This is a genomic window from Plantibacter sp. AC185, assembly GCF_979258065.1.
Genome location: NZ_OZ409831.1, coordinates 874,546 through 897,493 on the forward strand (window position 1 = coordinate 874,546; position 22,948 = coordinate 897,493).

Annotated in this window: 23 protein-coding genes and 1 tRNA gene; 11 read left to right on the forward strand and 13 right to left on the reverse strand. The window is 68.7% G+C overall.

The window, feature by feature from the left end; translation table 11 throughout:
* The first annotated feature begins 93 nt into the window (after positions 1–93).
* On the forward strand, positions 94–762 hold the full coding sequence (gene phoU, locus ACZZZB_RS04200) for a phosphate signaling complex protein PhoU (protein WP_064296372.1): 669 nt from the start codon (positions 94–96) through the stop codon (positions 760–762).
* Between the two features lie 76 nt (positions 763–838).
* Here the strand turns inward: phoU and ACZZZB_RS04205 are convergent, their stop codons facing one another.
* The 3 genes from ACZZZB_RS04205 to ACZZZB_RS04215 form a co-directional block, all read right to left on the reverse strand.
* Entirely contained in the window at positions 839–2,260 is a 1,422-nt protein-coding gene (locus tag ACZZZB_RS04205; protein ID WP_463529065.1) for a chaplin family protein, read from the reverse strand.
* Between the two features lie 109 nt (positions 2,261–2,369).
* Positions 2,370–3,236, reverse strand: a complete 867-nt coding sequence (locus tag ACZZZB_RS04210; protein ID WP_463529066.1) for a hypothetical protein — start codon at positions 3,234–3,236, stop codon at positions 2,370–2,372.
* Positions 3,237–3,398: 162 nt separating this feature from the next.
* Entirely contained in the window at positions 3,399–4,148 is a 750-nt protein-coding gene (locus ACZZZB_RS04215; protein WP_463529067.1) for a phosphoglyceromutase, read from the reverse strand.
* A 71-nt stretch (positions 4,149–4,219) separates the two neighbouring features.
* Between ACZZZB_RS04215 and ACZZZB_RS04220 the strand changes: the two genes are divergently transcribed.
* Positions 4,220–5,044, forward strand: coding sequence for a class I SAM-dependent methyltransferase (locus ACZZZB_RS04220; protein ID WP_137242100.1), 825 nt, complete (start codon positions 4,220–4,222; stop codon positions 5,042–5,044).
* Between the two features lie 19 nt (positions 5,045–5,063).
* On the opposite strand, the gene ACZZZB_RS04225 is transcribed toward ACZZZB_RS04220, so the two are convergent.
* From ACZZZB_RS04225 to ACZZZB_RS04240, 4 genes are all read right to left on the reverse strand, one after another.
* Positions 5,064–6,188 (reverse strand): FUSC family protein, encoded by a 1,125-nt coding sequence (locus tag ACZZZB_RS04225; RefSeq protein WP_137242101.1) that lies wholly within the window; start codon positions 6,186–6,188, stop codon positions 5,064–5,066.
* A 5-nt stretch (positions 6,189–6,193) separates the two neighbouring features.
* A complete protein-coding gene (gene ygfZ / locus ACZZZB_RS04230) occupies positions 6,194–7,336 on the reverse strand; it encodes a CAF17-like 4Fe-4S cluster assembly/insertion protein YgfZ (RefSeq protein ID WP_192018383.1) in 1,143 nt (380 codons plus the stop codon).
* A 25-nt stretch (positions 7,337–7,361) separates the two neighbouring features.
* Entirely contained in the window at positions 7,362–8,066 is a 705-nt protein-coding gene (locus ACZZZB_RS04235) for a heme-binding beta-barrel domain-containing protein (RefSeq protein ID WP_229940355.1), read from the reverse strand.
* A 133-nt stretch (positions 8,067–8,199) separates the two neighbouring features.
* Complete coding sequence (locus ACZZZB_RS04240; protein ID WP_463529068.1) at positions 8,200–8,409, reverse strand: hypothetical protein; 210 nt, start codon at positions 8,407–8,409, stop codon at positions 8,200–8,202.
* A gap of 190 nt (positions 8,410–8,599) precedes the next feature.
* Between ACZZZB_RS04240 and ACZZZB_RS04245 the strand changes: the two genes are divergently transcribed.
* From ACZZZB_RS04245 to pstB, 8 genes are all read left to right on the forward strand, one after another.
* Positions 8,600–9,289 (forward strand): response regulator transcription factor, encoded by a 690-nt coding sequence (locus tag ACZZZB_RS04245; protein ID WP_175116223.1) that lies wholly within the window; start codon positions 8,600–8,602, stop codon positions 9,287–9,289.
* Positions 9,261–10,166, forward strand: coding sequence for a mycothiol synthase (gene mshD / locus ACZZZB_RS04250; protein WP_192018298.1), 906 nt, complete (start codon positions 9,261–9,263; stop codon positions 10,164–10,166). The genes ACZZZB_RS04245 and mshD overlap by 29 nt, the downstream gene beginning before the upstream one ends.
* Before the next feature lie 90 nt (positions 10,167–10,256).
* Positions 10,257–12,452, forward strand: coding sequence for an RNA degradosome polyphosphate kinase (locus tag ACZZZB_RS04255; protein ID WP_079705346.1), 2,196 nt, complete (start codon positions 10,257–10,259; stop codon positions 12,450–12,452).
* A gap of 52 nt (positions 12,453–12,504) precedes the next feature.
* Entirely contained in the window at positions 12,505–13,443 is a 939-nt protein-coding gene (locus tag ACZZZB_RS04260) for an NUDIX hydrolase (RefSeq protein WP_191940681.1), read from the forward strand.
* 200 nt (positions 13,444–13,643) lie between these two features.
* Positions 13,644–14,735, forward strand: coding sequence for a phosphate ABC transporter substrate-binding protein PstS (pstS, locus tag ACZZZB_RS04265; RefSeq protein ID WP_342365660.1), 1,092 nt, complete (start codon positions 13,644–13,646; stop codon positions 14,733–14,735).
* A 121-nt stretch (positions 14,736–14,856) separates the two neighbouring features.
* Positions 14,857–15,801: a phosphate ABC transporter permease subunit PstC gene (gene pstC / locus ACZZZB_RS04270; RefSeq protein ID WP_064296608.1), complete on the forward strand. Its 945-nt coding sequence runs from the start codon at positions 14,857–14,859 to the stop codon at positions 15,799–15,801.
* Positions 15,801–16,901: a phosphate ABC transporter permease PstA gene (gene pstA, locus ACZZZB_RS04275; RefSeq protein ID WP_137242105.1), complete on the forward strand. Its 1,101-nt coding sequence runs from the start codon at positions 15,801–15,803 to the stop codon at positions 16,899–16,901. Before pstC ends, pstA begins: the two co-directional genes overlap by 1 nt.
* A gap of 20 nt (positions 16,902–16,921) precedes the next feature.
* The gene (gene pstB, locus ACZZZB_RS04280; RefSeq protein ID WP_056007815.1) at positions 16,922–17,701 is read left to right on the forward strand and encodes a phosphate ABC transporter ATP-binding protein PstB; all 780 of its coding nucleotides are present in this window, start codon (positions 16,922–16,924) and stop codon (positions 17,699–17,701) included.
* A 121-nt stretch (positions 17,702–17,822) separates the two neighbouring features.
* Here pstB and ACZZZB_RS04285 read toward each other — a convergent pair whose 3' ends face one another.
* The 3 genes from ACZZZB_RS04285 to ACZZZB_RS04295 all read right to left on the reverse strand — a co-directional run bounded on the left by ACZZZB_RS04285 (position 17,823) and on the right by ACZZZB_RS04295 (position 20,236).
* Positions 17,823–18,671, reverse strand: coding sequence for an anti-sigma factor (locus tag ACZZZB_RS04285; protein ID WP_229940356.1), 849 nt, complete (start codon positions 18,669–18,671; stop codon positions 17,823–17,825).
* Complete coding sequence (gene sigK, locus ACZZZB_RS04290; RefSeq protein ID WP_229940357.1) at positions 18,668–19,258, reverse strand: ECF RNA polymerase sigma factor SigK; 591 nt, start codon at positions 19,256–19,258, stop codon at positions 18,668–18,670. The genes ACZZZB_RS04285 and sigK overlap by 4 nt, the downstream gene beginning before the upstream one ends.
* A 348-nt stretch (positions 19,259–19,606) precedes the next feature.
* A complete protein-coding gene (locus ACZZZB_RS04295) occupies positions 19,607–20,236 on the reverse strand; it encodes a DNA-directed RNA polymerase subunit beta (protein ID WP_086474394.1) in 630 nt (209 codons plus the stop codon).
* A gap of 129 nt (positions 20,237–20,365) precedes the next feature.
* Between ACZZZB_RS04295 and ACZZZB_RS04300 the strand changes: the two genes are divergently transcribed.
* Positions 20,366–20,441: transfer RNA gene (locus tag ACZZZB_RS04300), tRNA-Lys, on the forward strand.
* Between the two features lie 70 nt (positions 20,442–20,511).
* Here ACZZZB_RS04300 and ACZZZB_RS04305 read toward each other — a convergent pair.
* The 3 genes from ACZZZB_RS04305 to ACZZZB_RS04315 all read right to left on the reverse strand — a co-directional run bounded on the left by ACZZZB_RS04305 (position 20,512) and on the right by ACZZZB_RS04315 (position 22,925).
* The gene (locus ACZZZB_RS04305) at positions 20,512–21,204 is read right to left on the reverse strand and encodes a ScbR family autoregulator-binding transcription factor (protein WP_229940450.1); all 693 of its coding nucleotides are present in this window, start codon (positions 21,202–21,204) and stop codon (positions 20,512–20,514) included.
* A 301-nt stretch (positions 21,205–21,505) separates the two neighbouring features.
* Positions 21,506–22,309: a ParB N-terminal domain-containing protein gene (locus ACZZZB_RS04310; RefSeq protein WP_463529069.1), complete on the reverse strand. Its 804-nt coding sequence runs from the start codon at positions 22,307–22,309 to the stop codon at positions 21,506–21,508.
* A 4-nt stretch (positions 22,310–22,313) separates the two neighbouring features.
* Positions 22,314–22,925, reverse strand: a complete 612-nt coding sequence (locus tag ACZZZB_RS04315; RefSeq protein WP_079705324.1) for a TetR/AcrR family transcriptional regulator — start codon at positions 22,923–22,925, stop codon at positions 22,314–22,316.
* Positions 22,926–22,948 lie beyond the last annotated feature (23 nt).

A 22,948-nucleotide genomic window follows, 5' to 3' on the forward strand; every position in this document is an offset into this window, starting at 1 on the left:
GGGGCCCCAACTGTTAACCTTGGTTCGGCATCATCGGCGGAGCGGGCATCTGCCTGCCCACCGCCAGGTCACGGAAGGACGGCACCCAGAGCCATGCGCGAGGTATTCCAGCAGTCACTGCGAGAGGTCCAGGATCGCCTGGTCGAGATCGCCGAACTCGTCACGATCTCCATCGAGAAGGCGACGCAGTCCTTCGGCAACTCGGACGTCGCGGTCGCTGAAGAGGTCATCGCCAACGACAACCGCATCGACCAGCTCGCGATCGAACTCGACGAGCTCGCCATCGACATCCTCGCCCGTCAGCAGCCGGTCGCGCGCGACCTCCGCATCGTCGTGAGCGCGCTGCGCATCAGCGCGTCGCTCGAGCGGATGGGCGACATGGCCGAGCACATCGCCCAGCTGTCGCGGTACCGCTTCCCCGACAAGGCCGTGCCCAAGGGCCTGCGGACCACCTTCGCCGAGATGGGGCGACTCGACGTCTCGATCGCTCGCAAGCTGACGGAGCTGCTGCGCACCCAGGACCCGCGCATCGCCGACGAGATCCGCAACGACGACGACGACGTCGACGAGCTGCACGCCAGCGTCTTCGAGAAGGTCCTCGGCGACACCTGGAAGGGTGAGCCCGTCGCGACTGTCGACGCCACCCTGGCCTCGCGGTATCACGAGCGCTTCGCCGACCACGCGGTCTCCATCGCCAAGAAGGTCCAGTACCTCGCGACGGGCGACTGGATCCCCGAGGCGACCACGCCGGTGCACCACTGACCAGCTGATCCCGGACACCCCGACGAGCGGTGTCGACCCGAGACCGGGTCGGCACCGCTCGTCTGTTCGTGCGGGACTAGCTCATCCGACGACGGGTGATCGCGCCGCCTGCCAGGAGCAGGAGGCCGAGGACCGTGGCGAGGCCGGAGAGCGGCAGGAGCTGACCCGCGGCGCTGCCGGTGTCGGCGAGCGTCGGCTCAGCTGAACGCGCGGCCGAGGCCGTCGTGTTCGAGCCGGTCGAGGACGCCGCCGTCGCGGTGGTGACCACCGTGGCGGGGACCGTCGGCACGGCGGGGGTCACCGGGGTGGTGGGGTCCGTCGGGTCGGTCGGGTCCGTGGGGTCCGTCGGGTCGACCGGGGTGGTGGGATCGGTCGTCCCGGGACCACCGGTCTCGCTGTCCCCGATCACGGAGATCGCGTTGCCGCCGATCGTGACCGGCAGCTCCAGGCCGAGGTCGATCTGGTTCCCACCGCCGAGGCTGTCGTCACCATCCGTGGTAGACGTGGCGCCGCCGGACGATGCCGGAGCGGAGGCCGAGGTGCCCGTCGACTCGGAGTCGCCGATCACGCTGACGGCGTTGCCCACCACCGAGATCGGGAGCCCGACGTCGCCGAGGACCTGGTTGCCACCGGCGACACTGTCGTCACCGGTCGTGGTCGACGGCGCCGCCGGAACAGCCGCACCACCCGACGTGGCAGGCGCACCCGCCTCCTCACTACTCGAATCGCCGAACAAGGAGATGGCGTTCCCACCGACCGTGACCGGAACGGTCACCACCGGCGACACCTGGTTCCCACCGGCGACACTGTCGTCACCGGTCGTGGTCGACGGCGCCGCCGGAACAGCCGCACCACCCGACGTGGCAGGCGCACCCGCCTGCTCACTGCTCGAATCGCCGAACAGCGAGATGGCGTTCCCACCGACCGTGACCGGAACGGTCACCACCGGCGACACCTGGTTCCCACCGGCGACACTGTCGTCACCGGAGGTGGTCGCCTCCTCGGTGACCGGTGAGGCGGACTCCCCCGCCACCGGTCCGGACGTCGAACCCGACTGCTCGGCATCGCCGATGATCGAGATCGCGTTGTCCTCGACCGTCACCGGGATGGAGACGGGCAACTGGACCTGGTTCCCACCCGCGACACTGTCGTCACCACTGGTGGTGGCGGCCGGCGCGGGCTCGGGCACCGGTGCTGGCTCCGGCGCAGGTGCCGGCTCCGGCGCGGGTGCCGGCTCCGGTGCTGGTGCCGGCTCCGGCGCGGGTGCCGGCTCAGGCTCAGGTGCCGCTTCGGGTGCGGACGTCGCCGTTGAATCGCCGACGACGCTCACCGCGGTGTCGACGATCTCGACGGGGGCCTCGAGGACCACGTCGACGAGGGTTCCGCCGAGGATGCTGTCGTCCCCGGACGTGTCGGCGTTGGCCGCGGTAGCGCCGAGGAACGTGAGTCCCGCGACGAACAGGCCGCAGTAGAGGCCTTTCTTGACATACGAATTCATGATTCCTGCTCCTTGCAGATTGACTGATGTGCTCCCGTGGTCGGGAGGCTTCGGACCGTTGAACCGCCCAGGGGCGGGTCTCCGCCGCGAACGGCAGAGTGGTCCGGCGTCAGTCAGGAGAGGTATCGGAGGGGAACGTGGGTGAAGCCGGGAGGTCTTCGTCTCGCGCAGGTCCGCGACGGTCGTCGCCGGGCGCAGGGAGGATGACGGAGATCGACTGTTCGGCCGCTGCGGGACCGCCGACGGCACCACCGGAGCCGGAGGACCCGGAGCCGCTCGGCGTGACGGCCCAGCGACCGTCGGCGTCCGGCAGCAGCGGAAGGTTCGCAGGGGTGGCGGGGAGGCTGGACGATCCGACGACGGCGGCGGGCACGGCCGTGGTGAACGACGTGTCCTCGCGATCCTGGCCGCCCGACACGATCGTCGAGTCACCCTGCTGGACGGACGGCGGTCCGAGGACCGTCGTCGGGAGGATCGCGCCGACGGCGGTCGAGTCAGTGGCCGACACGTCCTCTGCCGGGCCCTGCGGAAGCGCTGGGACGACCGGATCGATGATCGGCGTACTGGGGACCGGGACCGCGGCGACGACGTCGGCGACGCCGGCCAACGTCTGGTCGACCGTTTGCACGACCGGATCGACGATCGCGGCGACGGGTGCTGCGCCGACGGTCTCCTCGACCACGTCGTTCACCACCGGTACCGCAGCGACGGTCTCGTCGACGACGTCGACCACCGGTTCGAGCACGGTGGTGTCGACGACGTCGACGACCTCGGCGACAGCATCGACGGGCTGTTCGAGCGAGCCGACGACCTCGGTCACCGCGCCCAAGAGCGACGGATCGGTGGCACCGTCGTCAGCATGCGCGGAGGAAGGCGACCCGAAGAGGGCTATCGCCGTGAACGCCGCGGCGGCGAAGCCACCGAGCGCCAGGGCGCGCCACAGGGGGAAAGGGGTGCCGTCGGTCGACTGCTCCATGCGTATCCCCCCAATCGGGTTACAGTGCAGTCACTGTACGCCCAACCCCGAGGCGGTTCAACCCCTTTTTTGCAACATGGAAAACCCCGGCCAGGAGCACTTTCGGCGACGATGTCGCCAAGCCGCACTCCCGACCGGGGTGGTGGTTTGGTGGGGTTTCCGCTACTTCTTCCCCTGCGCCGCGACGGCGGCGGCGCCTGCTGCTGCGGCCTCGGGATCGAGGTACCGAGCCGGTGCGATCGGGCGGAAGTCCGCGTCGAGCTCGTAGACGAGCGGGATGCCGGTGGGGATGTTCAGCTCGGCGATCTCGTCGTCCGAGATGTCGTCGAGGTGCTTCACGAGTGCGCGGAGCGAGTTGCCGTGCGCCGTCACGAGGACGGTCTTGCCGGCAGCCAGGTCGACCGTGATGTCGGACTCCCAGTAGGGCAGCATCCGGTCGATGACGTCCTTCAGGCACTCGGTGCGGGGCAGTTCGCCGTCGATCCCGACATACCGGGGGTCATCGGCCTGCGACCACTCGTCGTCATCGGCGATCGGCGGCGGCGGCACGTCGAAGGAACGACGCCAGGTCTGGAACTGCTCCGGACCGTACTCGGCGAGCGTCTGCGCCTTGTCCTTGCCCTGCAGCGCTCCGTAGTGACGCTCGTTGAGGCGCCAGCTGCGCTTGACCGGGATCCACATGCGGTCGGCGGTCTCGAGGGCGAGGTTCGCCGTCTGGATCGCGCGGGAGAGCACCGAAGTGTACAGCACGTCCGGGGTGATGCCGGAGTCGGCGAGCAGGTCGCCCGCACGCTTGGCCTCGGTGACGCCGAGTTCGCTGAGTCGGACGTCGACCCAACCGGTGAACAGGTTCTTCTGATTCCAGTCGCTGTTGCCGTGGCGCAGCAGGACGAGGGTGTAAGTCTCAGGCATGTCCCCAGCATACCGACGGCGCATGACCGCGAGGTGGACGATGACCCCGCACCGTGAGGGAGAATGGGTCCATGCCCGTCGGATCGATCACCCGCGGGACGACGGGTACGAACCGGCTCCGGCGGGTGGACCGCTGGATCGCGACCCACCCCTCGCTCAGACGGACGACGAACCCGCTGGTGGTGGACCTCGGCTACGGCGCGAGCGGCGTCACAGCGTTGGAACTGCACGACCGGCTGCTCGCCGTCCGACCCGACGTACGGGTCATCGGATTCGAGATCGAGCCGGGGCGCGTCCGCACCGCTCACGCGCAGCTGCAGCAGGTGCGAGCGGGCACGACCCGGTTCACGCCGACGGCCGCCGTCTCCTTCGCGCGCGGCGGGTTCGAGGTGCCGACCGGTGACGACCGTCCCGCGGTGATCCGGGCGTTCAACGTGCTCCGGCAGTACGACGAAGCCGAGGTCACGGGGGCCTGGCGTCTCATGGCGTCGCGGCTGCAGCCCGGCGGCGTGCTCGTCGAAGGGACGTGCGACGAGATCGGACGGGTGTCCAGCTGGATCGCCGTCGACGACCAGGGGCGTGCGGAGTCGTTCTCGATCAGTCTGCGGCTCGCCGACCTCGAGCTGCCGTCCATCGTGGCCGAACGACTGCCGAAGGCGCTGATCCACCACAACGTGCCGGGCGAACGTGTCCATGCGCTGATGACGGACCTCGACCGCGCGTGGCGGGTGCACGCACCCCTGGCGGTCTACAGCCCGGTCCAGCGCTGGTCGGCGACCGTCCGGACACTTCGCGACAACGGGTGGCCGGTGCTGGCCGGTCGCAGCCGCTGGCGCCTCGGCGAGCTGACGCTGCCGTGGTCGGCTGTCGCCCCGAATCCCTCCTCGACGGACTGAGTGTCGGGGATCGCTCCCGTCAGAGCGAGGGCAGCGCCGCCTGCGCCTCCGGCGTCGGCAGACCCGTGGCCGTGAGCAGGTCGACGAGGTACGGCCGGAGCACGAGCACGAGCGCCTGCTCGGAGACCGAGGCGTCGGGGAGGACGGCCACCGGCTCGAGGTGCTTCGCGATCTCCAACAGGGACTGCCTCGCGACCGGCTGCTGGGCGATGTCGCCGATCGACTGCGACAGGATGCCGAGCGCGACGGAGGTCCGCGCGAGCAGGTCCGCGAGCTCGGGGCGGCTCGTGGCATCGCGCGACACGTAGTCGATGCGCCGGGCGATCACCCGGAGGTTGCGGGTCGCGAGGTCCATGCCGTCGAGCATGGTCCGCTGCCGTTCGAGGTCGAACACCGCCTTGCGGAGGAACGGCGAGATGCGCGCGATGGCGAGCCCTGAGTCGAGGGTTCCGCGCCACGCGTCCAGGGCCGGCTGGGTGGCCCTCGCCCGTGCGAGCGCGCGGTCCGCCTCCTCGAGGTCGCCGAGACGGAGGGCGGCGACGAGCGAGGCGAGGGTCCGGACGTGTTCGTCGATGAGCCGCTGGCCGTCCCGGCGAGCGCTCCGGCGCGGGTCGCGCGGGATGAGCGCGGTCGCGAGCAGGGCGAAGACCCCGCCGATCAGTCCGTCGAGGGTACGCACGAACGGGCCGCCGTCAGGCACGGGCAGGAGCATGACGAGGACGGACTGCACCGCCGCCGCGATCGCGAACGACGCCGCCGGCGACAGGAACCGGGCGACGAGCAATGTGAGCACGAGCGCGACCGCGAGTTGCCACGTCCCCTGACCGAAGCCGAGGAGCAGGATCTCGGCCAGCGCGATTCCGACGCTCATCCCGACGGCCGTCTCGAGGACCCGGATCGGGCGGGCGTCGCGAACGAACCCGAGACTCGAGATCGTCACGGTCAAGGCGAGGAGTGGCACGGCGTGCCCGAGCACGTAGTGGGAGAACGCGTACGCGCCGATCGCCGTGGCGCTGACCTGCAGCACCGCCGGCACGGATCCGACGAGACGATGCCAGGCGTCGCCGAGTGCGATGCGGCGACGAACCGCGGCGGTCCATCGGTCGACCCGTACGCCCGGGTCCGAGGCGTCGTCCTTCCCCACCGAGGTCAGCGCCGGACGGCGCCGAGTCGCGGCAGCCGCGGCACGTTCGCCGTGGCCCCGGCATCCGCCGGCACGACGATCTCCTGCGACGCCGCGACATCGATGCCGTCGGCCTCCACCGTCAGCACGGCCGCCGGATCCGCGGAGCGCTTGACGATCGCCAACGCCACCGGGCCCAACTCGTGGTGGATCGCGCTCGAGGTGATGCGTCCGACGGGTTTCCGGGTCGTGTCGTCGCCGTCGCCGACGAGCACCACGTTCGAACCGGCCGGCGGCAGGACCGCGTCGGAGCCGTCGAGGAGGAGCATGACGAGGCGACGCGGCGGGTGCCCGAGGTTGTGCACCTTGGCGACCGTCTCCTGACCGCGATAGCAGCCCTTGTTCAAGTGGACTGCCGAGCGCAGCCAGTCGAGCTCGTGCGGGATGCTCCGCTCGTCGACCTCGGACTGCAACCGCGGGCGCCAGGCGGCGATCCGCAGGGCCTCGGCGGCCAGCGAACCCGCGGCGGAGAACGTCCCCGCACGGACCTGCTGCACGAGCGACCCGAGCTGCTCGCGCGCGACGATCGTCTCGGTCCATGTCCACGCTGCACCCGGGTGCTCACCCGTCGCGTACTGATGCCCGCCGACCGCGACCTCGGACCACGGATCGTGCCAGACGAGCGGCATGCCGTTCGGCGCTGCAGCCTGAACCCCGAGACCCGCCGCCGCACCGATCACGGCGTATTGCCCGGTCGCGATGGCCACCTCGACGCGCAGCATGAAGCGCATCCGGTCGAGCCAGGCGTGGAGGGGCTCAGCATCGTCGGCCTCGGTGACGAGCCACGTGGTCGTGCCGTCGTCGAGCAGCTTGACCGCGTGCTCGATCCGGCCGCTCTGGTCGAGGAAGAGGGTCTCCGTCGAGGTGCCGGCGGACAGCGAGCGCAGCTCCTGGCTCGTGATGGAGTTGAGCCAGCTCAGCCGATCGGGGCCGGTGACCGTCACGATGCCACGGTTCGACAGGTCGACGATCGCCTTGCCGCTGGCGATGAGGCGCTGCTCGATGTTCGGGCTGCCGTAATGGGAGGGGACGCCGTGGTCGACGGCGTCCGCCTGTTCGACGGCACCCGGCAGCGTGAGGAAGGGCGAGCCCGGAATCGCGTCCGGCATGACCGCTCCGTTGGGAATGGTCACGTCAGTCGGCTTTGGCCAAGCGCGCCGAGGCGTGCGTCCGGAGGTCCTGTCCCAGGGCGGCGATGTCCCAGGCCCAGAGCAGGTGGTTCTCGACGAGACCGTACAGGCGGGTCGCGGCGGCGTACTCCTTGGCTCCAGCGGTCCGGACGACGGCGTCGGTCGCGAGGTCGATCCGCGGGCCGTCGATCTGGCCGAGGTAGAGCTCGCTCACACCGTTCGGGTGGACGATCGAGACCTGCAGGGGGAAGGCGCCGGTCGACGTACGCAGGGCCTCGACCGACTGCGCGGTGCCGAACGGGCGGGGGCCCTGCCCTGGGAGCATGCCCGGGCCGGGGTCGCCCTCGATCAGCGGGCGTTCGAGGCGCCAGTAGCCCGTCTCGGTGACGAGCGGCTCGGGCACACCGGACTCGTCCGCCGAGGCTCCGTCAGGCGCGACGTCCGCAGCGGCGTCGTCCGACAGTGCGTCCTCGTCCGTTGACAAGGCCCCCTCGGCGTCGCGCGGGGGCTGCTCGGGCAGGAGCCAGGTGTAGGAGTTGTAGTTCAAGTACGGCAGGCCGTCGTGGCTGAAGCTCACGCGCTGACCGAACTCGCGGGTCACGGTCTCGTCGCCGACCTGGTAGTCGATGACGCCGGTGCCCTCCCAGACGCCGATGAGCCACGACAGCGGGACCAGTTCGCTCGGCAGGCCGCTCGGGATCTCGATCATCGAGGGACCCGGACTAGCGCTGACCGCGGTACAGGTTCTTCAGCACGACCACCGCGGTGAACGCGATGGCGAGGCTGGCGAGGACGAGCAAGCCGATGAAGAAGATTTCGAGAGCGAGCAGCATGGGGAAAGTCTACCCCGAGGCCAGGGCGATGAGGCCATACACGGCACCGCCGATGGCGAGGATGAGGACGGCGCCAGTGACGCTCGTCGACATCCGATCGACGAATCCCACCTTCTGTCGCGTCAACAGCTGTGCCGAGAACGCGGCCAGCGTGCAGAGGCCGAGCGTGGCCGACAGCCCGAAGAAGGTCTCCCCCGGGCTCCAGAGCAGGCCGGACACGACGACGCCGACGAGCGCGAGCGCCCAGATGGAGACGACGCTGATCCAGCGCAGCCGGGGGAGAGAGTGGTTTCGCTCACGGACCCATTGTCACAGAGCGGACGCCATCGGACCACCAGGCGGAGCCCGGTGCGACGTGGGGTGCGGTCGTTCGCCTAATATGGTTCCAAACTCAGTCGGGAGGATGCGCGTGGCGCAAATTTTGGTCTTGACCTCCATGGTCGGCACCGAGGTCCTCCCATCCCTCGGGCTCTTGAGCCACCGCACCCGGCAGATCCCCGCCGACCCCGCACAACTCGTGAACGCTCCGAGTTCGGACCTCGTCCTCGTCGACGCCCGCCAGGATCTCGCGAGTGCCAAGTCGCTCTGCAAGATCCTCGGTGCGTCCGGGCTGTCGGTCCCGCTCCTCCTCATCCTGACCGAGGGCGGCCTCACGGCCGTCAGCGCCGACTGGGGCGTGAACGACGTCATCCTCGAATCCGCCGGGCCGGCCGAGGTCGACGCGCGGATCCGGCTCGCCATCGGTCGCGCCTCGCAGGAGCACTCGGCGAGCAAGATCCAGGCGTCGGGCGTCGTCATCGACGAGGCCAGCTACTCCGCGAAGGTCCACGGCAAGCCGCTCGACCTCACCTTCAAGGAGTTCGAACTGCTCCGCTTCTTCGCGACCCACCCCTCCCGGGTGTTCACGCGCGAGCAGTTGCTGAGCGAGGTGTGGGGCTACGACTACTTCGGTGGCACGCGAACCGTCGACGTCCACGTCCGCCGGTTGCGCGCCAAGCTCGGCGACCTCGAGCAGCTCATCGGCACCGTGCGCAACGTCGGCTACCGCTTCAACGTCTACGAGGACGATCATGCCCCGGCTGACGCTGTCGGTTCGTAACGTCGACGACGCCCGCACCCGGGATGCGCTCGAGCGCGTCGTGCGCACGGCGTCGCTCGTCGACGGCCAGCCGCCGTTCAGCGACCAGTCGCTCATCGACGTCGCCTCCGGCGCCCGGACGCTGATCCTCGCCGTCGAACCACAGGACCCGCCGGTCGACCCCGACGACTTCGCCGTCGTGGGTGCGGCCATCCTCGGCCATGGCGAGCTCGAGTTCGTCGTCGAGCCCGAGTGGCGGGGTCACGGCTACGGTCGCGCCGCACTGCGCGGCGTCCTCGCCAACTGTCCCCCACAGGTGCGCATCTGGGCACACGGCGACCACCCCGCCTCCCGGGTGCTCGCACAGGAGTTCGGCTTCTCGCCGATCAGGACGCTGCTGCAGCTCCGCCTGACCAAGGCACCGGCGAGCCGCACGCGACCGGCCACCGCCGGGCACGCTGATGTCACGGTCGGCACGTTCCGGCCGGGAGTCGACGAGCAGGAGTGGCTCGAGGTCAACGCGCTCGCCTTCGCCGACCACCCCGAGCAGGGACGCATGACCCTCGACGATCTCCGCGCTCGAGAGGCCGAGTCCTGGTTCGACGCCGACGACTTCCTGCTCGCACGAGGCTCCGACGGCGACCTCCTCGGGTTCATCTGGTTGAAGGTCGAGGACACGGTCGGCGAGGTGTACGCGGTCGGCGTGCACCCTGCGGCCAGCGGCCGAGGGCTCGGGCGACTCCTGATGGAGGCCGGCCTGGCCCGCCTGCGGGATCGACGGGTGGAGGCGGTCACGCTCTACGTCGAAGCCGACAACCTCCCCGCGGTGTCGCTGTACCGCTCGCTCGGATTCACCGACCACACCATCGACGTGCAGTACGCGAGAACCGACGCCTGATCCCCTCCACAGCGGTGTGGCGCTGCGGCATTTACACAGTGTTCACCGCAGTCGTCGCGACCACCCCCGCCACGGTGTCATGATGAAGGCATGCCAGCAGACCCAACCGTGCTCGATGTCGGCCTCGATGGAGACGAAGAGGACTTCGACCCCGCCTTCGAGCGGAACGATCCCGCGCTGCCCGAACACCGCTACCTCGACCGCGAACTCAGCTGGCTCGCCTTCAACCAGCGTGTGCTCGAGCTCGCCGAAGACCCGGCGCTGCCCGTCCTCGAACGCGCCAACTTCCTCGCGATCTTCGCCTCGAACCTCGACGAGTTCTTCATGGTGCGGGTCGCCGGCCTGAAGCGCCGCATCCTCACGGGCCTGGCGGTCCCGACGAACGTCGGCAACGCGCCGGCCGACGTCCTGTCCGAGATCTCGCAGCAGGCGCACGTCCTGCAGGAACGGCACGCCCGCGCCTGGCACGACCTCGTCCGTCCCGACCTCGCCGAACGCGGCGTCACGGTCGTCACCTGGGACTCACTCGACGCAGCCGACCGCGAGTACCTCAGCGAATACTTCAGCAACCAGGTCTTCCCGGTGCTCATGCCGCTCGCAGTCGACCCGGCCCACCCGTTCCCCTACATCTCCGGCCTGTCGTTGAACCTCGCGGTCCGAGTGCGGAACACCCGCACCGGGCGCGAGGAGTTCGCCCGGCTCAAGGTCCCGCAGATGATGCCGCGCTTCGTCCGCGTCGGTCCGGCGGAGCGCCGTTCCGCGTCGCTGGACACCGCTCCCAGCGTGCGCTACATCGCCCTCGAGGAGGTCATCGCCAACCACCTCGGCCACCTCTTCCCCGGCATGGAGATCGTCGACCACCACGTCTTCCGCGTCACGCGCAACGAGGACATGGTGATCGAGGAGGACGAGACCGAGAACCTCATCCAGGCCCTCGAGAAGGAGCTGCTGCGTCGTCGGTTCGGGCCGCCCATCCGGCTCGAGATCACCGACGACATGGACGATGTCACCCTCGGACTCCTCGTCCGCGAACTCGACATCACCGAGCAGGAGGTCTACCGTCTGCCCTCGCCGCTCGACCTCGGCGGACTCTTCAGCCTCGCCGGTATCGACCGCCCGGACCTCCAGTACCCGAAGCGCGTCCCGACCACGGCGCTGCAGTTCCAGCCGGACGAGCCCAACGGCAAGCCCGACCTCTTCCGGTCGATCGCCCGTGAGGACGTCCTGGTCCACCACCCGTACGAGTCCTTCGCCACGAGCGTGCAGGCGTTCATCGAGCAGGCCGCCGCCGACCCGCACGTGCTCGCGATCAAGCAGACCCTGTACCGGACCTCGGGCGACAGCCCCATCGTCGAAGCACTCATCGACGCGGCTGAGGCCGGCAAGCAGGTCCTCGCGCTGGTCGAGATCAAGGCCCGGTTCGACGAGCAGAACAACATCTCCTGGGCCAGGAAGCTCGAGAAGGCCGGCGTCCACGTCGTCTACGGGCTCGTCGGGCTGAAGACGCACTGCAAGCTCGCGCTCGTCGTGCGGCAGGAGCGCGGCGTCCTGCGCCACTACAGCCACATCGGCACGGGCAACTACAACCCGAAGACGAGCCGCATCTACGAGGACCTCGGTCTGTTCACGGCCGACGACCAGGTCGGCAAAGACCTCACCCGCCTCTTCAACGAGCTGTCCGGGTACGCGATCGAGAAGAAGTTCAAGCGACTCCTGGTCGCGCCGCGCCACCTGCGCAAGGGCCTCCTCAAGCACATCGAGCAGGAGCGCACGAACGCCGAAGAGGGCAAGCCCTCGGGGATCCGCATCAAGGTCAACTCGATGGTGGACGAGTCGATCATCGACGCGCTCTACCGGGCCAGCCAGGCGGGGGTCCCGGTCGACCTGTGGGTTCGCGGGATCTGCGCGCTGAAGCCCGGCCAGCCGGGGATGAGCGAGACGATCCGCGTGCGCTCCATCCTCGGGCGGTACCTCGAACACTCGCGCATCTTCTCGTTCCACAACGACGGGGACCCGCACGTGTTCATCGGCAGCGCCGACATGATGCACCGCAACCTCGACCGCCGCGTCGAGGCGCTCGTCAGGCTCACCGACCCGAAGCACCTCGAGGCGACCGCCGCGATGTTCGAGCAGGCACTCGACGAGCAGACGTCGTCGTGGTGGCTCGACGCCGACGGCGTCTGGACGCGCCACGCGGTCGACGCTGACGGACGACCGCTCACGGATCTGCAAGACTCCCTCATGCTCGAGACCGCGGCCCGCCGCCGGCCGAGGAACCGTCGCTGACGACTTCGCACCGCGACCCACCCGAGCACCACGACACGACGAGGCACTGACTATGACGACGACGGCAATCTATGCAGCCGGTGCCGTGTGCTGGCGCCTCATCGACGGCAAGGTCCACCTCCTCGTCATCCACCGGACGGTGTACGGCGACGTCACCATCCCCAAGGGCAAGGTCGATCCCGGGGAGACGCTCGCGCAGACGGCCGTGCGGGAGATCAAGGAGGAGACCGGCCTGAGCGTCCACCTCGGCGTGCCGCTCGGCGTCTCCACGTACCCCCTGTCGAGCGGTCGCGAGAAGATCGTCCACTACTGGTCCGCTGAGGTCACCGACCAGGCCGTCCGCGAGAGCACGTTCATCCCGAACGGCGAGGTCGCAGCGCTGGAGTGGGTCACCATCAAACGGGCACGGAGCTACCTCAGCTACGAGCGCGACGTGGAGATCCTCGACGCCTTCGCCGCGCTGGTCGACGAAGGCGTCACAGCCACCTTCGCCCTCATCGCGATGCGCCACGGGAAAGCCATGTCCCCCTCCGAATGGTCGGGCGAGGACGCGACCAGGCCGCTGGCGCCGCGCGGCGTCAAGCAGGCCGCGGGGAACGTCCCGACCCTGCTGGCCTTCGGCCCTCGCAAGATCGTGACGAGCACGGCCGTGCGCTGCGTCAGCACCGTCAGTCCGATCGCCGCGGCCGCGGGCATCGAGCCGAAACGCTCCGACCTCATCAGCCAGGACGCCTACGAGCGGGGCGAATCGGATGTCCGCCGGGTCGTCGGCCGCCGCGTCCGGGCGCTCAAGACGGCGATCCTCTGCAGCCACGGGCCGGTCCTCCCCGAGATCCTGCACGAGATCGCGCTCGCCACCGGGTCCACCCGAGGCTCCTACCTCGGCAGCGCCGCCGCACTCGAGACCGGGGCGTTCTCCATCGTGCACCTCTCCCGGACGAATCCGAGCTCCGGCATCATCGCGATCGAGACGCACGAACCCCGCGTCTGACCCGTCCGTGCCCCCCCCCCCCCCCCTGAACAGGGGCCGTTCGTGGTGCATTCGCGGCGTCGCCACGTCGGCCGCCATGAAGCCGTCGATATCCGTTCACCCGTTGTTTACCATCACGGGGGATGCTCGTCATGCCGCGTGGTTAGCGTCACTGACGAGCCAGCACCGGCTCGCACCCACACCAATGAATGGACACCCCTGTGAAGTTCTCACGTTTCGGCCGCGTCGCGGTCGTAGCAGCAGTCGCAGCCGTCGCACTGACCTCCTGCGCGGCCAACGAAGGCGGCGCCACCGCCACGAGCGCAGCCGCCAGCGACCTCAAGGGCAGCCTCGCCGGTAGCGGCGCGTCGTCGCAGGGCAGCGCCCAGGAAGCCTGGGTCGCCGCCTTCCAGACGTCGAACCCGGACGTCACCATCAACTACTCCCCCGACGGCTCCGGCGCCGGCCGCAAGGCGTTCATCGCCGGCGGTGTGCAGTTCGCCGGTTCCGACTCGGCGCTGTCCGACGAGGAGCTCACGAGCACCTTCGCCGCATGCGCAGCGGACACCAAGGCGATCGACCTCCCGGTCTACATCTCCCCCATCGCGGTCATCTTCAACATCGAGGGCGTCGACGAGCTCAACCTCGACGCCTCGACCATCGCGAAGATCTTCGCGGGTCAGATCACCAGCTGGGACGACCCGGCGATCGTCGCACTGAACCCCGACGCGAAGCTCCCCTCCACGGCCATCACCGCCGTCCACCGCTCCGACGACTCGGGTACGACGAAGAACTTCGCCGACTACCTGGGCAAGAACGCACCCGACGTGTGGACCGCTGAGCCGGCCGACACCTTCCCGTTCCAGTCGGGTGAGGGCGCCAAGGGCACCTCCGGTGTCGTCGACACCGTCAAGGGAGGCACCGGCACCATCGGCTACGCCGACGCATCGAAGGCCGGCGACCTCGGTGTCGCGAAGATCAAGGTCGGCGAGGAGTTCGTCGAGTACAGCGCCGAGGGTGCTGCCGCCGTCGTCGAGGGCTCGCCGCTCGTCGAAGGCCGCGAGGCGAACGACATCGCCATCAAGCTCGACCGCGAGACCACGGACGCGACCCACTACCCGATCGTGCTCGTGAGCTACCTCATCGCCTGCCAGGAGTACGCCGACCCGAAGGTCGCCGACCTCGTCAAGGCGTACGCCGGCTACATCGCCAGCGACGCCGGCCAGGAAGAGGCTGCGAAGTCGGCCGGTGCTGCGCCGCTCTCCGCCGACCTCGCCAAGAAGGTCCAGGACGCGATCGCGACCATCAAGTAGTCCAACGGTCGAGCGTGCCGGGTCCTGCCCGGCACGCTCGACCTGCGTCACCAGCATCCGCAGTACCCGCTCCCCGAGCCTGTCGAGGGGCACCACCATCGCATCGAGAGAACGGGAACCAATGGCTGTCGAGGCCCTAGCTGCGAGACCCAAAGCCAAGCAACGAGTCGGCGACCGCGTCTTCTCGACGCTCTCCCTCGTCTCGGGATCACTCATCCTCGTCATTCTGGCGGCGGTCGCGATCTTCCTCATCGTCCAGGCGTTCCCCGCCCTCACGGCCGACTCGTCGTCGTTCACGGGTGCCCCGACGAGCTTCTGGGCCTACGTCGGCCCCTTCGTCTTCGGAACCATCTGGGCGGCCATCCTCGCCCTCGCGATCGCCGTGCCGCTCTCGCTCGGGATCGCCCTCTTCATCACGCACTACGCGCCGCGTCGCCTCGCGGTCGCCCTCGGCTACGTCATCGACCTCCTGGCCGCCGTGCCGTCGGTGGTCTACGGCCTCTGGGGCGCGCTCGTGCTCGCGCCGTTCGTCCAGCCCTTCTTCGCCTGGCTGTCCGAGAACCTCGGATGGATCCCGCTCTTCGGTGGCACGGTGTCCGGCACCGGTCGCACGATCCTCACCGTCGCCCTCGTGCTCGCGGTCATGATCATCCCGATCATCACCGCCATCTCCCGGGAGATCTTCCTCCAGACTCCGAAGCTCCACGAGGAGGCCGCACTCGCGCTCGGCGCGACGCGCTGGGAGATGATCCAGATGGCGGTCCTGCCGTTCGGCCGTCCCGGCATCGTGTCCGCCTCCATGCTGGGCCTCGGACGAGCACTCGGCGAGACGATGGCAGTGGCCCTCGTCCTCTCCCCCGCCGCCGTCTACTCGTTCTTCCTGCTCACCTCGAGCAACCCGAACACCATCGCGGCGAACATCGCCCTGAACTTCCCCGAGTCCTTCGGCATCGACGTGAACAAGCTCATCGCCACCGGCCTGATCCTGTTCATCATCACCTTCGTGGTGAACTTCATCGCCAGACTCATCGTCAACCGTCGTAAAGAATTCTCGGGAGCGAACTGATGACCGCCACGACCGACCGCCGTCAGGCGTCCATCGCCACGCCGTTCTCCAACTCGCTCACCGCGGGCAAGCTGCCGAAGTTCGCACCGCTCACGATCCTCGCGGGCAGCCTCATCGTCAGCGGTGTCATCTTCCTGCTGCTGCAGCAGTCGACCGCCGACAAGAGCTACAACGTCCCCGGGGCCGTCGTGCTCGGCGCCGCACTTTACGCGGTCACCGTGTACGTCGCGTCACTCATGGTCGAGGGTCGCCGGAAGGCCAAGGACCGCCTGCTCACCACCCTGGTGACCGCGGCCTTCGTCATCGCGCTCCTGCCGCTCGTCTCGGTCGCCATCACGGTGATCTCGGCCGGCGCCGCCCGGTTCGACCTCAACTACTTCTCGCTGTCGATGCGGAACGTCGTCGGTGAGGGCGGTGGCGCACTGCACGCCATCACCGGCACGCTGCTCATCACACTGGCCACGTCGGTCATCTCCATCCCGATCGGCATCCTGACCGCCATCTACCTCGTCGAGTACGGCCGTGGACGGCTGGCACAGGGCATCACCTTCCTGGTCGACGTCATGACCGGCATCCCGTCGATCGTCGCCGGCCTGTTCGCGTTCGCCCTCCTCGCGATCTTCTTCGGCCCGGGCGTCCGGCTCGGCATCGGCGGTGCCATCGCCCTGTCGCTGCTCATGATCCCCGTCGTCGTGCGGTCGAGCGAGGAGATGCTGAAGCTCGTTCCGAACGAACTGCGCGAGGCCTCGTACGCGCTCGGTGTGCCGAAGTGGCTGACCATCCTCAAGATCGTCCTCCCGACCTCGATCGCCGGCATCATCACCGGCGTGACGCTCGCCGTCGCCCGCGTCATCGGTGAGACCGCGCCCCTCCTGATCATCGCCGGCTTCACCCAGAGCATGAACTACAACCTCTTCGACGGCCCGATGATGACCCTCCCGGTCTTCGTGTACACCCAGTACGCGAACCAGGGCACCGACGGGGCCTCCTACGTGGACCGCGCCTGGACCGGCGCGCTCGTCCTCATCCTCATCGTCATGGCGCTGAACCTCATCGCCCGACTCATCGCCAAGATCTTCGCCCCCAAGTTCGGCCGCTAGGCCGCGAGCAAAGGAACCCCGTGTCCAAGAGCATCGAAGTCAACGACCTCAACGTCTTCTACGGCAGCTTCATGGCTGTCGAGGGCGTCTCCCTCCAGATCCAGCCCCGCACGGTCACCGCGTTCATCGGCCCCTCCGGCTGCGGGAAGTCGACCTTCCTCCGCACCCTGAACCGCATGCACGAGGTCATCCCCGGCGCACGCGTCGAGGGCGAGGTCCTGATCGACGGCAACAACCTCTACGGCCCGGGCGTCGACCCGGTCCTCGTCCGCCGTCAGGTCGGCATGGTCTTCCAGCGCCCGAACCCGTTCCCGACGATGAGCATCAAGGAGAACGTCCTCGCGGGCGTCAAGCTCAACAACCGGAAGATGTCGAAGTCCGACCAGGACGCGCTCGTCGAGCGTTCGCTCCAGGGCGCCAACCTCTGGAACGAGGTGAAGGACCGCCTCGACAAGCCGGGCTCCGGTCTCTCCGGTGGTCAGCAGCAGCGTCTCTGCATCGCCCGCGCCATCGCCGTCTCCCCCGACGTCGTGCTGATGGACGAGCCGTGCTCGGCCCTCGACCCGATCTCCACGCTCGCCATCGAAGACCTCATCGAGGAACTCAAGCAGGAGTACACGATCGTGATCGTGACGCACAACATGCAGCAGGCGAGCCGTGTCAGCGACAAGACCGCGTTCTTCAACATCGCGGGCACCGGCAAGCCGGGCAAGCTCATCGAGTACGACGACACGACCACGATGTTCTCGAAGCCGTCCGTCCAGGCGACCGAGGACTACGTCTCGGGTCGCTTCGGTTGATCTGACGCCGACATCACGACAGCCCCGCCCGGGAATCCCGGGCGGGGCTGTCGTCGTCTGCAGCAGGTCGGTGAGTCTGTCGAAGTCCGCGCTTCGACAGGCTCAGGGCCGAGGGAACGGACTACGCCGTCTCGATGACCATGATCGGGTCTGTGGTGGGCTGCTTGGAGCCACCCTGCGGCTCGACCGTCACGCCGACCTTGTCGCCTGCGCTCATGGCGCCGTCGAGGACCCGCCAGGTGGTGCCGTTCGCTGCGGAGAAGGTGCCGGCCGAGACCGGGCCTCCCTCGCCGATGTACCAGAGTTCGTAGACCTTGTCTGACGGCAGTGAGCCGAGTCCGTCGACGAGCAGGGCGGACTTGCCGAGCTCGCCCGACCAGACGAGGGTCGCCGTCGCATCGTCCATGGACACCTTGGCGCGCTGGACGTCGGATGCCGCGTTGATCTCCGCGAGCGCGACCGTCTGCGTGAGGGATCCGCCACCGAAGGTGTTCGCGAGTCCGACACCGCCGAAGATGAGGCCGACCGCTGCTGCGGCGCCGACGACCATGCCGACGGCACTGCGACGCCACCGTGAGGCGGCCTTGCGCTCCGCTGCACCGGCCACCGGGGTGGTCGCTGCTGCAGGGGCCGGCGTGGCGGTCGGTGTCGACACCGGCGTCTCGTCGACCTCTGGGAGCGCGGTCGGGAGCGGCTGCACCTCGGCGACAGGAGCATCGACGGGGGCGTCAGCGGGCAGCTGCGGCAGGTTCTGGATCGCAGCCATGAGCGAGTTCTTGAGCGCTGCCGACGGCTGCACGGGAGGTGCTGCGAGGTCGAGCATGGCGACGGTCTCCTCGAATTCCGCCGCTTCCTCGCGGACGGACTCGTGTTCGGCGCGCAGGCGGTCGAACCGCTCCTGCTCGCGCGGGGTCAGGGTGTGCAGCGCGTTTCCGGCTGCCAGGTCTGTTGCATCGTCTCGCTCGGTCATGTACGCACCCCCAACTCGTCTCGAAGTCTGATCATTCCGTCTCGCAACCTGGTCTTCACCGTACCGATGGGCACGCCGAGCAGGTTCGAGATCTCGCTGTGACTGTAGCCGCCGTAGTAGGCGAGCGAAACAGCTTCGCGTTGCAGCTCGCTCAACCGGACGAAGGCCCGCTTGACGCGTTCGTGCTCGATCCGGATCTCGACCGTCTCCTGCACGTTGTCGACACGCTCGTCGAAGTCGCGGATGCCGATCTTGAGATCGCGGTCACGTCCGGCCTGTGAGGCCCGCACGCGGTCGATCGCACGACGGTGGGCCATGGTGAGCACCCAGGTCGTGGCCGTGCCCTTGCCCGCCTCGAACTTCTGGGCGTTCTGCCAGACCTCGAGGAACACCTCCTGGGTGACCTCTTCGGACTGCGCGTGGTCGACGAGCACCCGCTTGACGAGTCCGAGGACCCGCGGCGCGATGTGGTCGTACAGCTCGCTGAAGGCGACCTGGTCGCCGCCGGCCACGCGGATGAGCAGCGCATCGAGCACGTTCGCCAAAGACACCTGCGGTGCAGCGTCGGCTTCCGGTCCCGTGGTCACAAGTCTTAGCTTCTCACGGACACCGGCTGTTTGCGCGACGCCCACCCGAGGTCGGGTCTGCGTGTACAGTGCGGCGGTCATACACGGAGTTCGGTGCCGACCCGGGATCCGATTGGAGGAATCGACGCAATTCGACACCCCAGTTCCGGTGTCATCACGGAACGGGCGGCAGGCGGCTGAAGACATCCGCACAAAGTAAGTGCCAGGCCGCAGGAACGCCTCTCGGCGCAAGGCCGCTCGAAGCGGCGATTTTTGGAGCCCGGGGTTACTGCGGCCCGGCTAGAACAGTGTAGCAAGGGATCACCTGTGGACATTCCCAGGTCGAAGGCCTTGACCAGGGCGCCTGGATCAGTCGAGGGAGTCGGTGCGCCACAGTCGGGCGCAGCCGGCGAGCTCCTCGGCGATGGTGCTGAACCGTGCGGCCTTCGTGGTGAGTCTCGCGGCGTCGGCGGGGTCGACCGCGTCCCGGTCGTTCGCGAGCGAGGTGCAGCCGACCGCGTTGATCCGGCAGAAGGACGCCGCCCGCTCGAGGGCGATCGCGAAGTCGCCGGTGTACAGCCCACGGAGGATCTGGTCGGCGAGCACGATGATCTCCTCCGGCCCGGTCGGCTCGGCCGCGCCGGCGATCACGGGGTCGACGGTGGTGATGAGCTCGGTGCCCCGCTGGAAGCTGAAGCTCGTCCCCACCGGGTCCTGTCGGATGAGCAGGCGTAGCAGGTAGATCCGCCAGAGGGCTCCGGGAAGGCTCCGCGGACTGGCGTGCGACCAGAGTTCGGCGATCGCGTCGATCCCGTGCTCGTCGGTGTACGTCACGAGGCGGTCGACCACGGCAGGGTCCGGATCCGCCCGCACCCGGGTGAGGAGTGCGACGGCCGTCTCGTGCGTGATCCTCGACACGGCTTCCGGGTCGAGACCGCCCTGGATGGCTTCGAGCATCGACGGCGGCAGCTTCGTCGGACGATGGAATCCCTCGGTCATGCCTGCTCCTCCCCGCGACGCGCTTCGCGCACCCGACAACGGTACTCGCCCCGGCAGGCGATCCTCCCCCGTGGCCCGGACCCACGCGTCAACGGGTGCCGTCGAAATCTCGTAGAGTAGAGCGCGTATGGGCCTGTAGCTCAGTTGGCAGAGCATCGGACTTTTAATCCGCGGGTCGTGGGTTCGAGCCCCACCGGGCCCACCACAGACGCGGTACTCGAACGCGTCACATCGGGATAGACGGTCGTCGCCCGCCCATCCCCCGGCGTGGGTCGCTACATCGACGTGGCAGGTCGTGTCGGGCGCACATCGCCCGCAGCGCCGAATGCGTCCTCCCGGACCCGCGTCGCCTCGGCCCACTGCGCCGCGGGGACGATGGCGTCGATCGCGAGCCGCCACATGCGGTCCACCGACGCCGCGATGTCCGAGCGCCCGACCGTCGCCTGGGCGGTGAGCTGGACACCGGTGAAGAATCCGATCAGCGTGCGGGCCAGCTCCGGTGCCGACATCGAACTCTCCAGGTCCCCGGCCTGCAGCGCCACGTCGAGCTGAGCGGCCGTCCCCGAGATCCAGTCCTCGTAGAACGCGCCGGCCGGTTGGCTCAGCGAACCCTCATCGAGCGTGAGTCTGATCCCGGCACGGACCACCGGGTCGTTCTCGAGTTGATCGACGATGGCGCGCGAAACCCGGATGAGCCGCTCGAGGACCCCGTCATACTGTTCCGACACCCGTTCCATCAGGGGCATCGACCGGTCGTGCTGCTCGTGGATGACCGCGAGGGCGATCTGCTCCTTCGACTTGAAGTGGAAGTACATGGACCCCTGCGAGATCCCAGACGCTTCCGCGATCATCGACAGACTCGCGTTCCCGTAGCCGATGCGGTCGAAGACGGTCGCGGCACCCTCGACGATCGCGTCCTGCGTCACCTGTCCGCGTTCCTGCGTGGGCGTTCGTCGCGTCCCCGGCATCCTGGCCTCCTCGGGCAGCCTGTGTTCCGGCTCCGATCCATCGGCGCCGTATCCGTCGACCGTGGCCGGTCGGGGCCTCAGCCTAGAGGCTCGGAGCTCGCACAGCCGACCTCTTTTTGATAACTGGTACGAACGACTTATTCGTGACACACTGGTGGAGGTGATGCCGCCGCAGTCCACGCCTCAGTGGACTGTGTATTCGCGACGGGGGTTTGCGACGCTCACCGCCTCGACCGGTGGGTCACGCAGGGATCGGGGGATCCAGCACTGCGTGATCCACCCGGTCACACACGCGCCGTGATCAGCGCGCGAGCAGCTCCGGGAGGCCGGCCACCGTCGCTTCGTCCGCAAGGCTCGCGTCGACCGAGACGAACGACAGGACCGTGACGGGGACGCCGAGACGCGCGGCTGCCTCCAGTTTGTGGTGGCCGTCGAGCAAGAAGTGCACGAGACCCGTGTGGGCGTCAGCGCTGTCGAACGGCTGCGTCCGGTCCAGCACGGAGACCGCGAGCACGGTCGCCGCTCCCCCGGCCCGAAGCCGCTCCTCGTACGAGGCCACGCGCTCGCGGTCGTTCCAACCGGGCGGCACCATCGGCACCAGGAACTCGAAGAGGGTCTCGTGCTCGCCGGTCGTCCGGGTCGGGCCGCGGTAGTAGCCGGTCGCCGGGTCCTCCGGCGCACCAAGCGTGGGGTCTATGCCGCGGTGCGCGACCTGTTCCCGCGAGAAGTAGTCGTGATCGTCACCCGGAGCAACCAGGACGGGCTCGATGGACAGCAGGAGCGGCAGATAGGTCCCCTCAGGCAGGATCGTCGACACGAGGTCGCGTAACGACGGATCGTCGATCGCGGGCACGCCCTCGTCCAGATGATCGTGCAGTGCGTCTGCGGCGAGCGCCCGAGCACCCTCGTCCAGACGACGGAACAGCAGCGCGCAGGTTCCGCACGGGAAGCTCAACTCGAACGCCTCCGCGCCATCGACGATGAGGTGGCGCCCGCCCGGCTCACGGAAGCCGGAGAAGCGCAGTGCGGCGTCGGGCGTCCCGAGGTGGACCGGCGCCGCGTGATCGAGCAGCCCGGTTCGAGATCGGGCGGATCCGTCGGTCATCGAGCTACTTCCGGACGGCCGGGATGATGACGCCGTCGATCACCGACACGAGGAAGTCACGCGTCACCGGCTCCCGCAGCATGAGCACGCGATAGCTCACCATCGCTTGGCTGATCAGCGCAAGGGTCTCCACATCGGCGTCCGCGCGGATCTCTCCGCGGTCGATCGCGCGCTGCAACAGGAAGCGGTTGACGGCCATGCGCGGCTCCACGATCGCCGCATGGATGGACTCGGTGAGCTCCGGGGCATCCGAGATCATCGACATCACGCCGGCGAACACGCGCATCTTGCGCTCGCCCTCGGCGATGGACGGCGCCTTGATCATCGCGACGAGGTCGCCGCGGAGTGAGCCGGTGTCGGGCAGCTTCGAGAAGTCGGGATCGATCTGCTTCATGCAGGCGACCGCGTCGATCACGAGTTCGGACTTCGACGCCCATCGGCGGTAGAGCGTCGCCTTGCCGGCCTTCGCCCGCGCGGCGACCATGTCGACCGTCATCCCGGCGTAGCCCGTGTCGGCGAGGACGTCGAGCGCGGCGTCGAGGATCTCAGCGTCCCGCGTGTGGTCGCGCTTCCGGCCGAGCTTCGGCGCTGCGGGTGGGGTCTCGAGCTGCGTCATCGCGGCTCACCTCCCTTTCGTCT

Bases quoted from the DNA above. Each gene is read 5' to 3' on its own strand.
- phoU (WP_064296372.1), top strand. From the start codon at position 94: ATGCGCGAGGTATTCCAGCAGTCACTGCGAGAGGTCCAGGATCGCCTG.
- ACZZZB_RS04205 (WP_463529065.1), bottom strand. From the start codon at position 2,260: ATGAATTCGTATGTCAAGAAAGGCCTCTACTGCGGCCTGTTCGTCGCG.
- ACZZZB_RS04210 (WP_463529066.1), bottom strand. From the start codon at position 3,236: ATGGAGCAGTCGACCGACGGCACCCCTTTCCCCCTGTGGCGCGCCCTG.
- ACZZZB_RS04215 (WP_463529067.1), bottom strand. From the start codon at position 4,148: ATGCCTGAGACTTACACCCTCGTCCTGCTGCGCCACGGCAACAGCGAC.
- ACZZZB_RS04220 (WP_137242100.1), top strand. From the start codon at position 4,220: ATGCCCGTCGGATCGATCACCCGCGGGACGACGGGTACGAACCGGCTC.
- ygfZ (WP_192018383.1), bottom strand. From the start codon at position 7,336: ATGCCGGACGCGATTCCGGGCTCGCCCTTCCTCACGCTGCCGGGTGCC.
- ACZZZB_RS04235 (WP_229940355.1), bottom strand. From the start codon at position 8,066: ATGATCGAGATCCCGAGCGGCCTGCCGAGCGAACTGGTCCCGCTGTCG.
- mshD (WP_192018298.1), top strand. From the start codon at position 9,261: ATGCCCCGGCTGACGCTGTCGGTTCGTAACGTCGACGACGCCCGCACC.
- ACZZZB_RS04255 (WP_079705346.1), top strand. From the start codon at position 10,257: ATGCCAGCAGACCCAACCGTGCTCGATGTCGGCCTCGATGGAGACGAA.
- ACZZZB_RS04260 (WP_191940681.1), top strand. From the start codon at position 12,505: ATGACGACGACGGCAATCTATGCAGCCGGTGCCGTGTGCTGGCGCCTC.
- pstC (WP_064296608.1), top strand. From the start codon at position 14,857: ATGGCTGTCGAGGCCCTAGCTGCGAGACCCAAAGCCAAGCAACGAGTC.
- pstA (WP_137242105.1), top strand. From the start codon at position 15,801: ATGACCGCCACGACCGACCGCCGTCAGGCGTCCATCGCCACGCCGTTC.
- ACZZZB_RS04285 (WP_229940356.1), bottom strand. From the start codon at position 18,671: ATGACCGAGCGAGACGATGCAACAGACCTGGCAGCCGGAAACGCGCTG.
- ACZZZB_RS04295 (WP_086474394.1), bottom strand. From the start codon at position 20,236: ATGACCGAGGGATTCCATCGTCCGACGAAGCTGCCGCCGTCGATGCTC.
- ACZZZB_RS04305 (WP_229940450.1), bottom strand. From the start codon at position 21,204: ATGCCGGGGACGCGACGAACGCCCACGCAGGAACGCGGACAGGTGACG.
- ACZZZB_RS04310 (WP_463529069.1), bottom strand. From the start codon at position 22,309: ATGACCGACGGATCCGCCCGATCTCGAACCGGGCTGCTCGATCACGCG.
- ACZZZB_RS04315 (WP_079705324.1), bottom strand. From the start codon at position 22,925: ATGACGCAGCTCGAGACCCCACCCGCAGCGCCGAAGCTCGGCCGGAAG.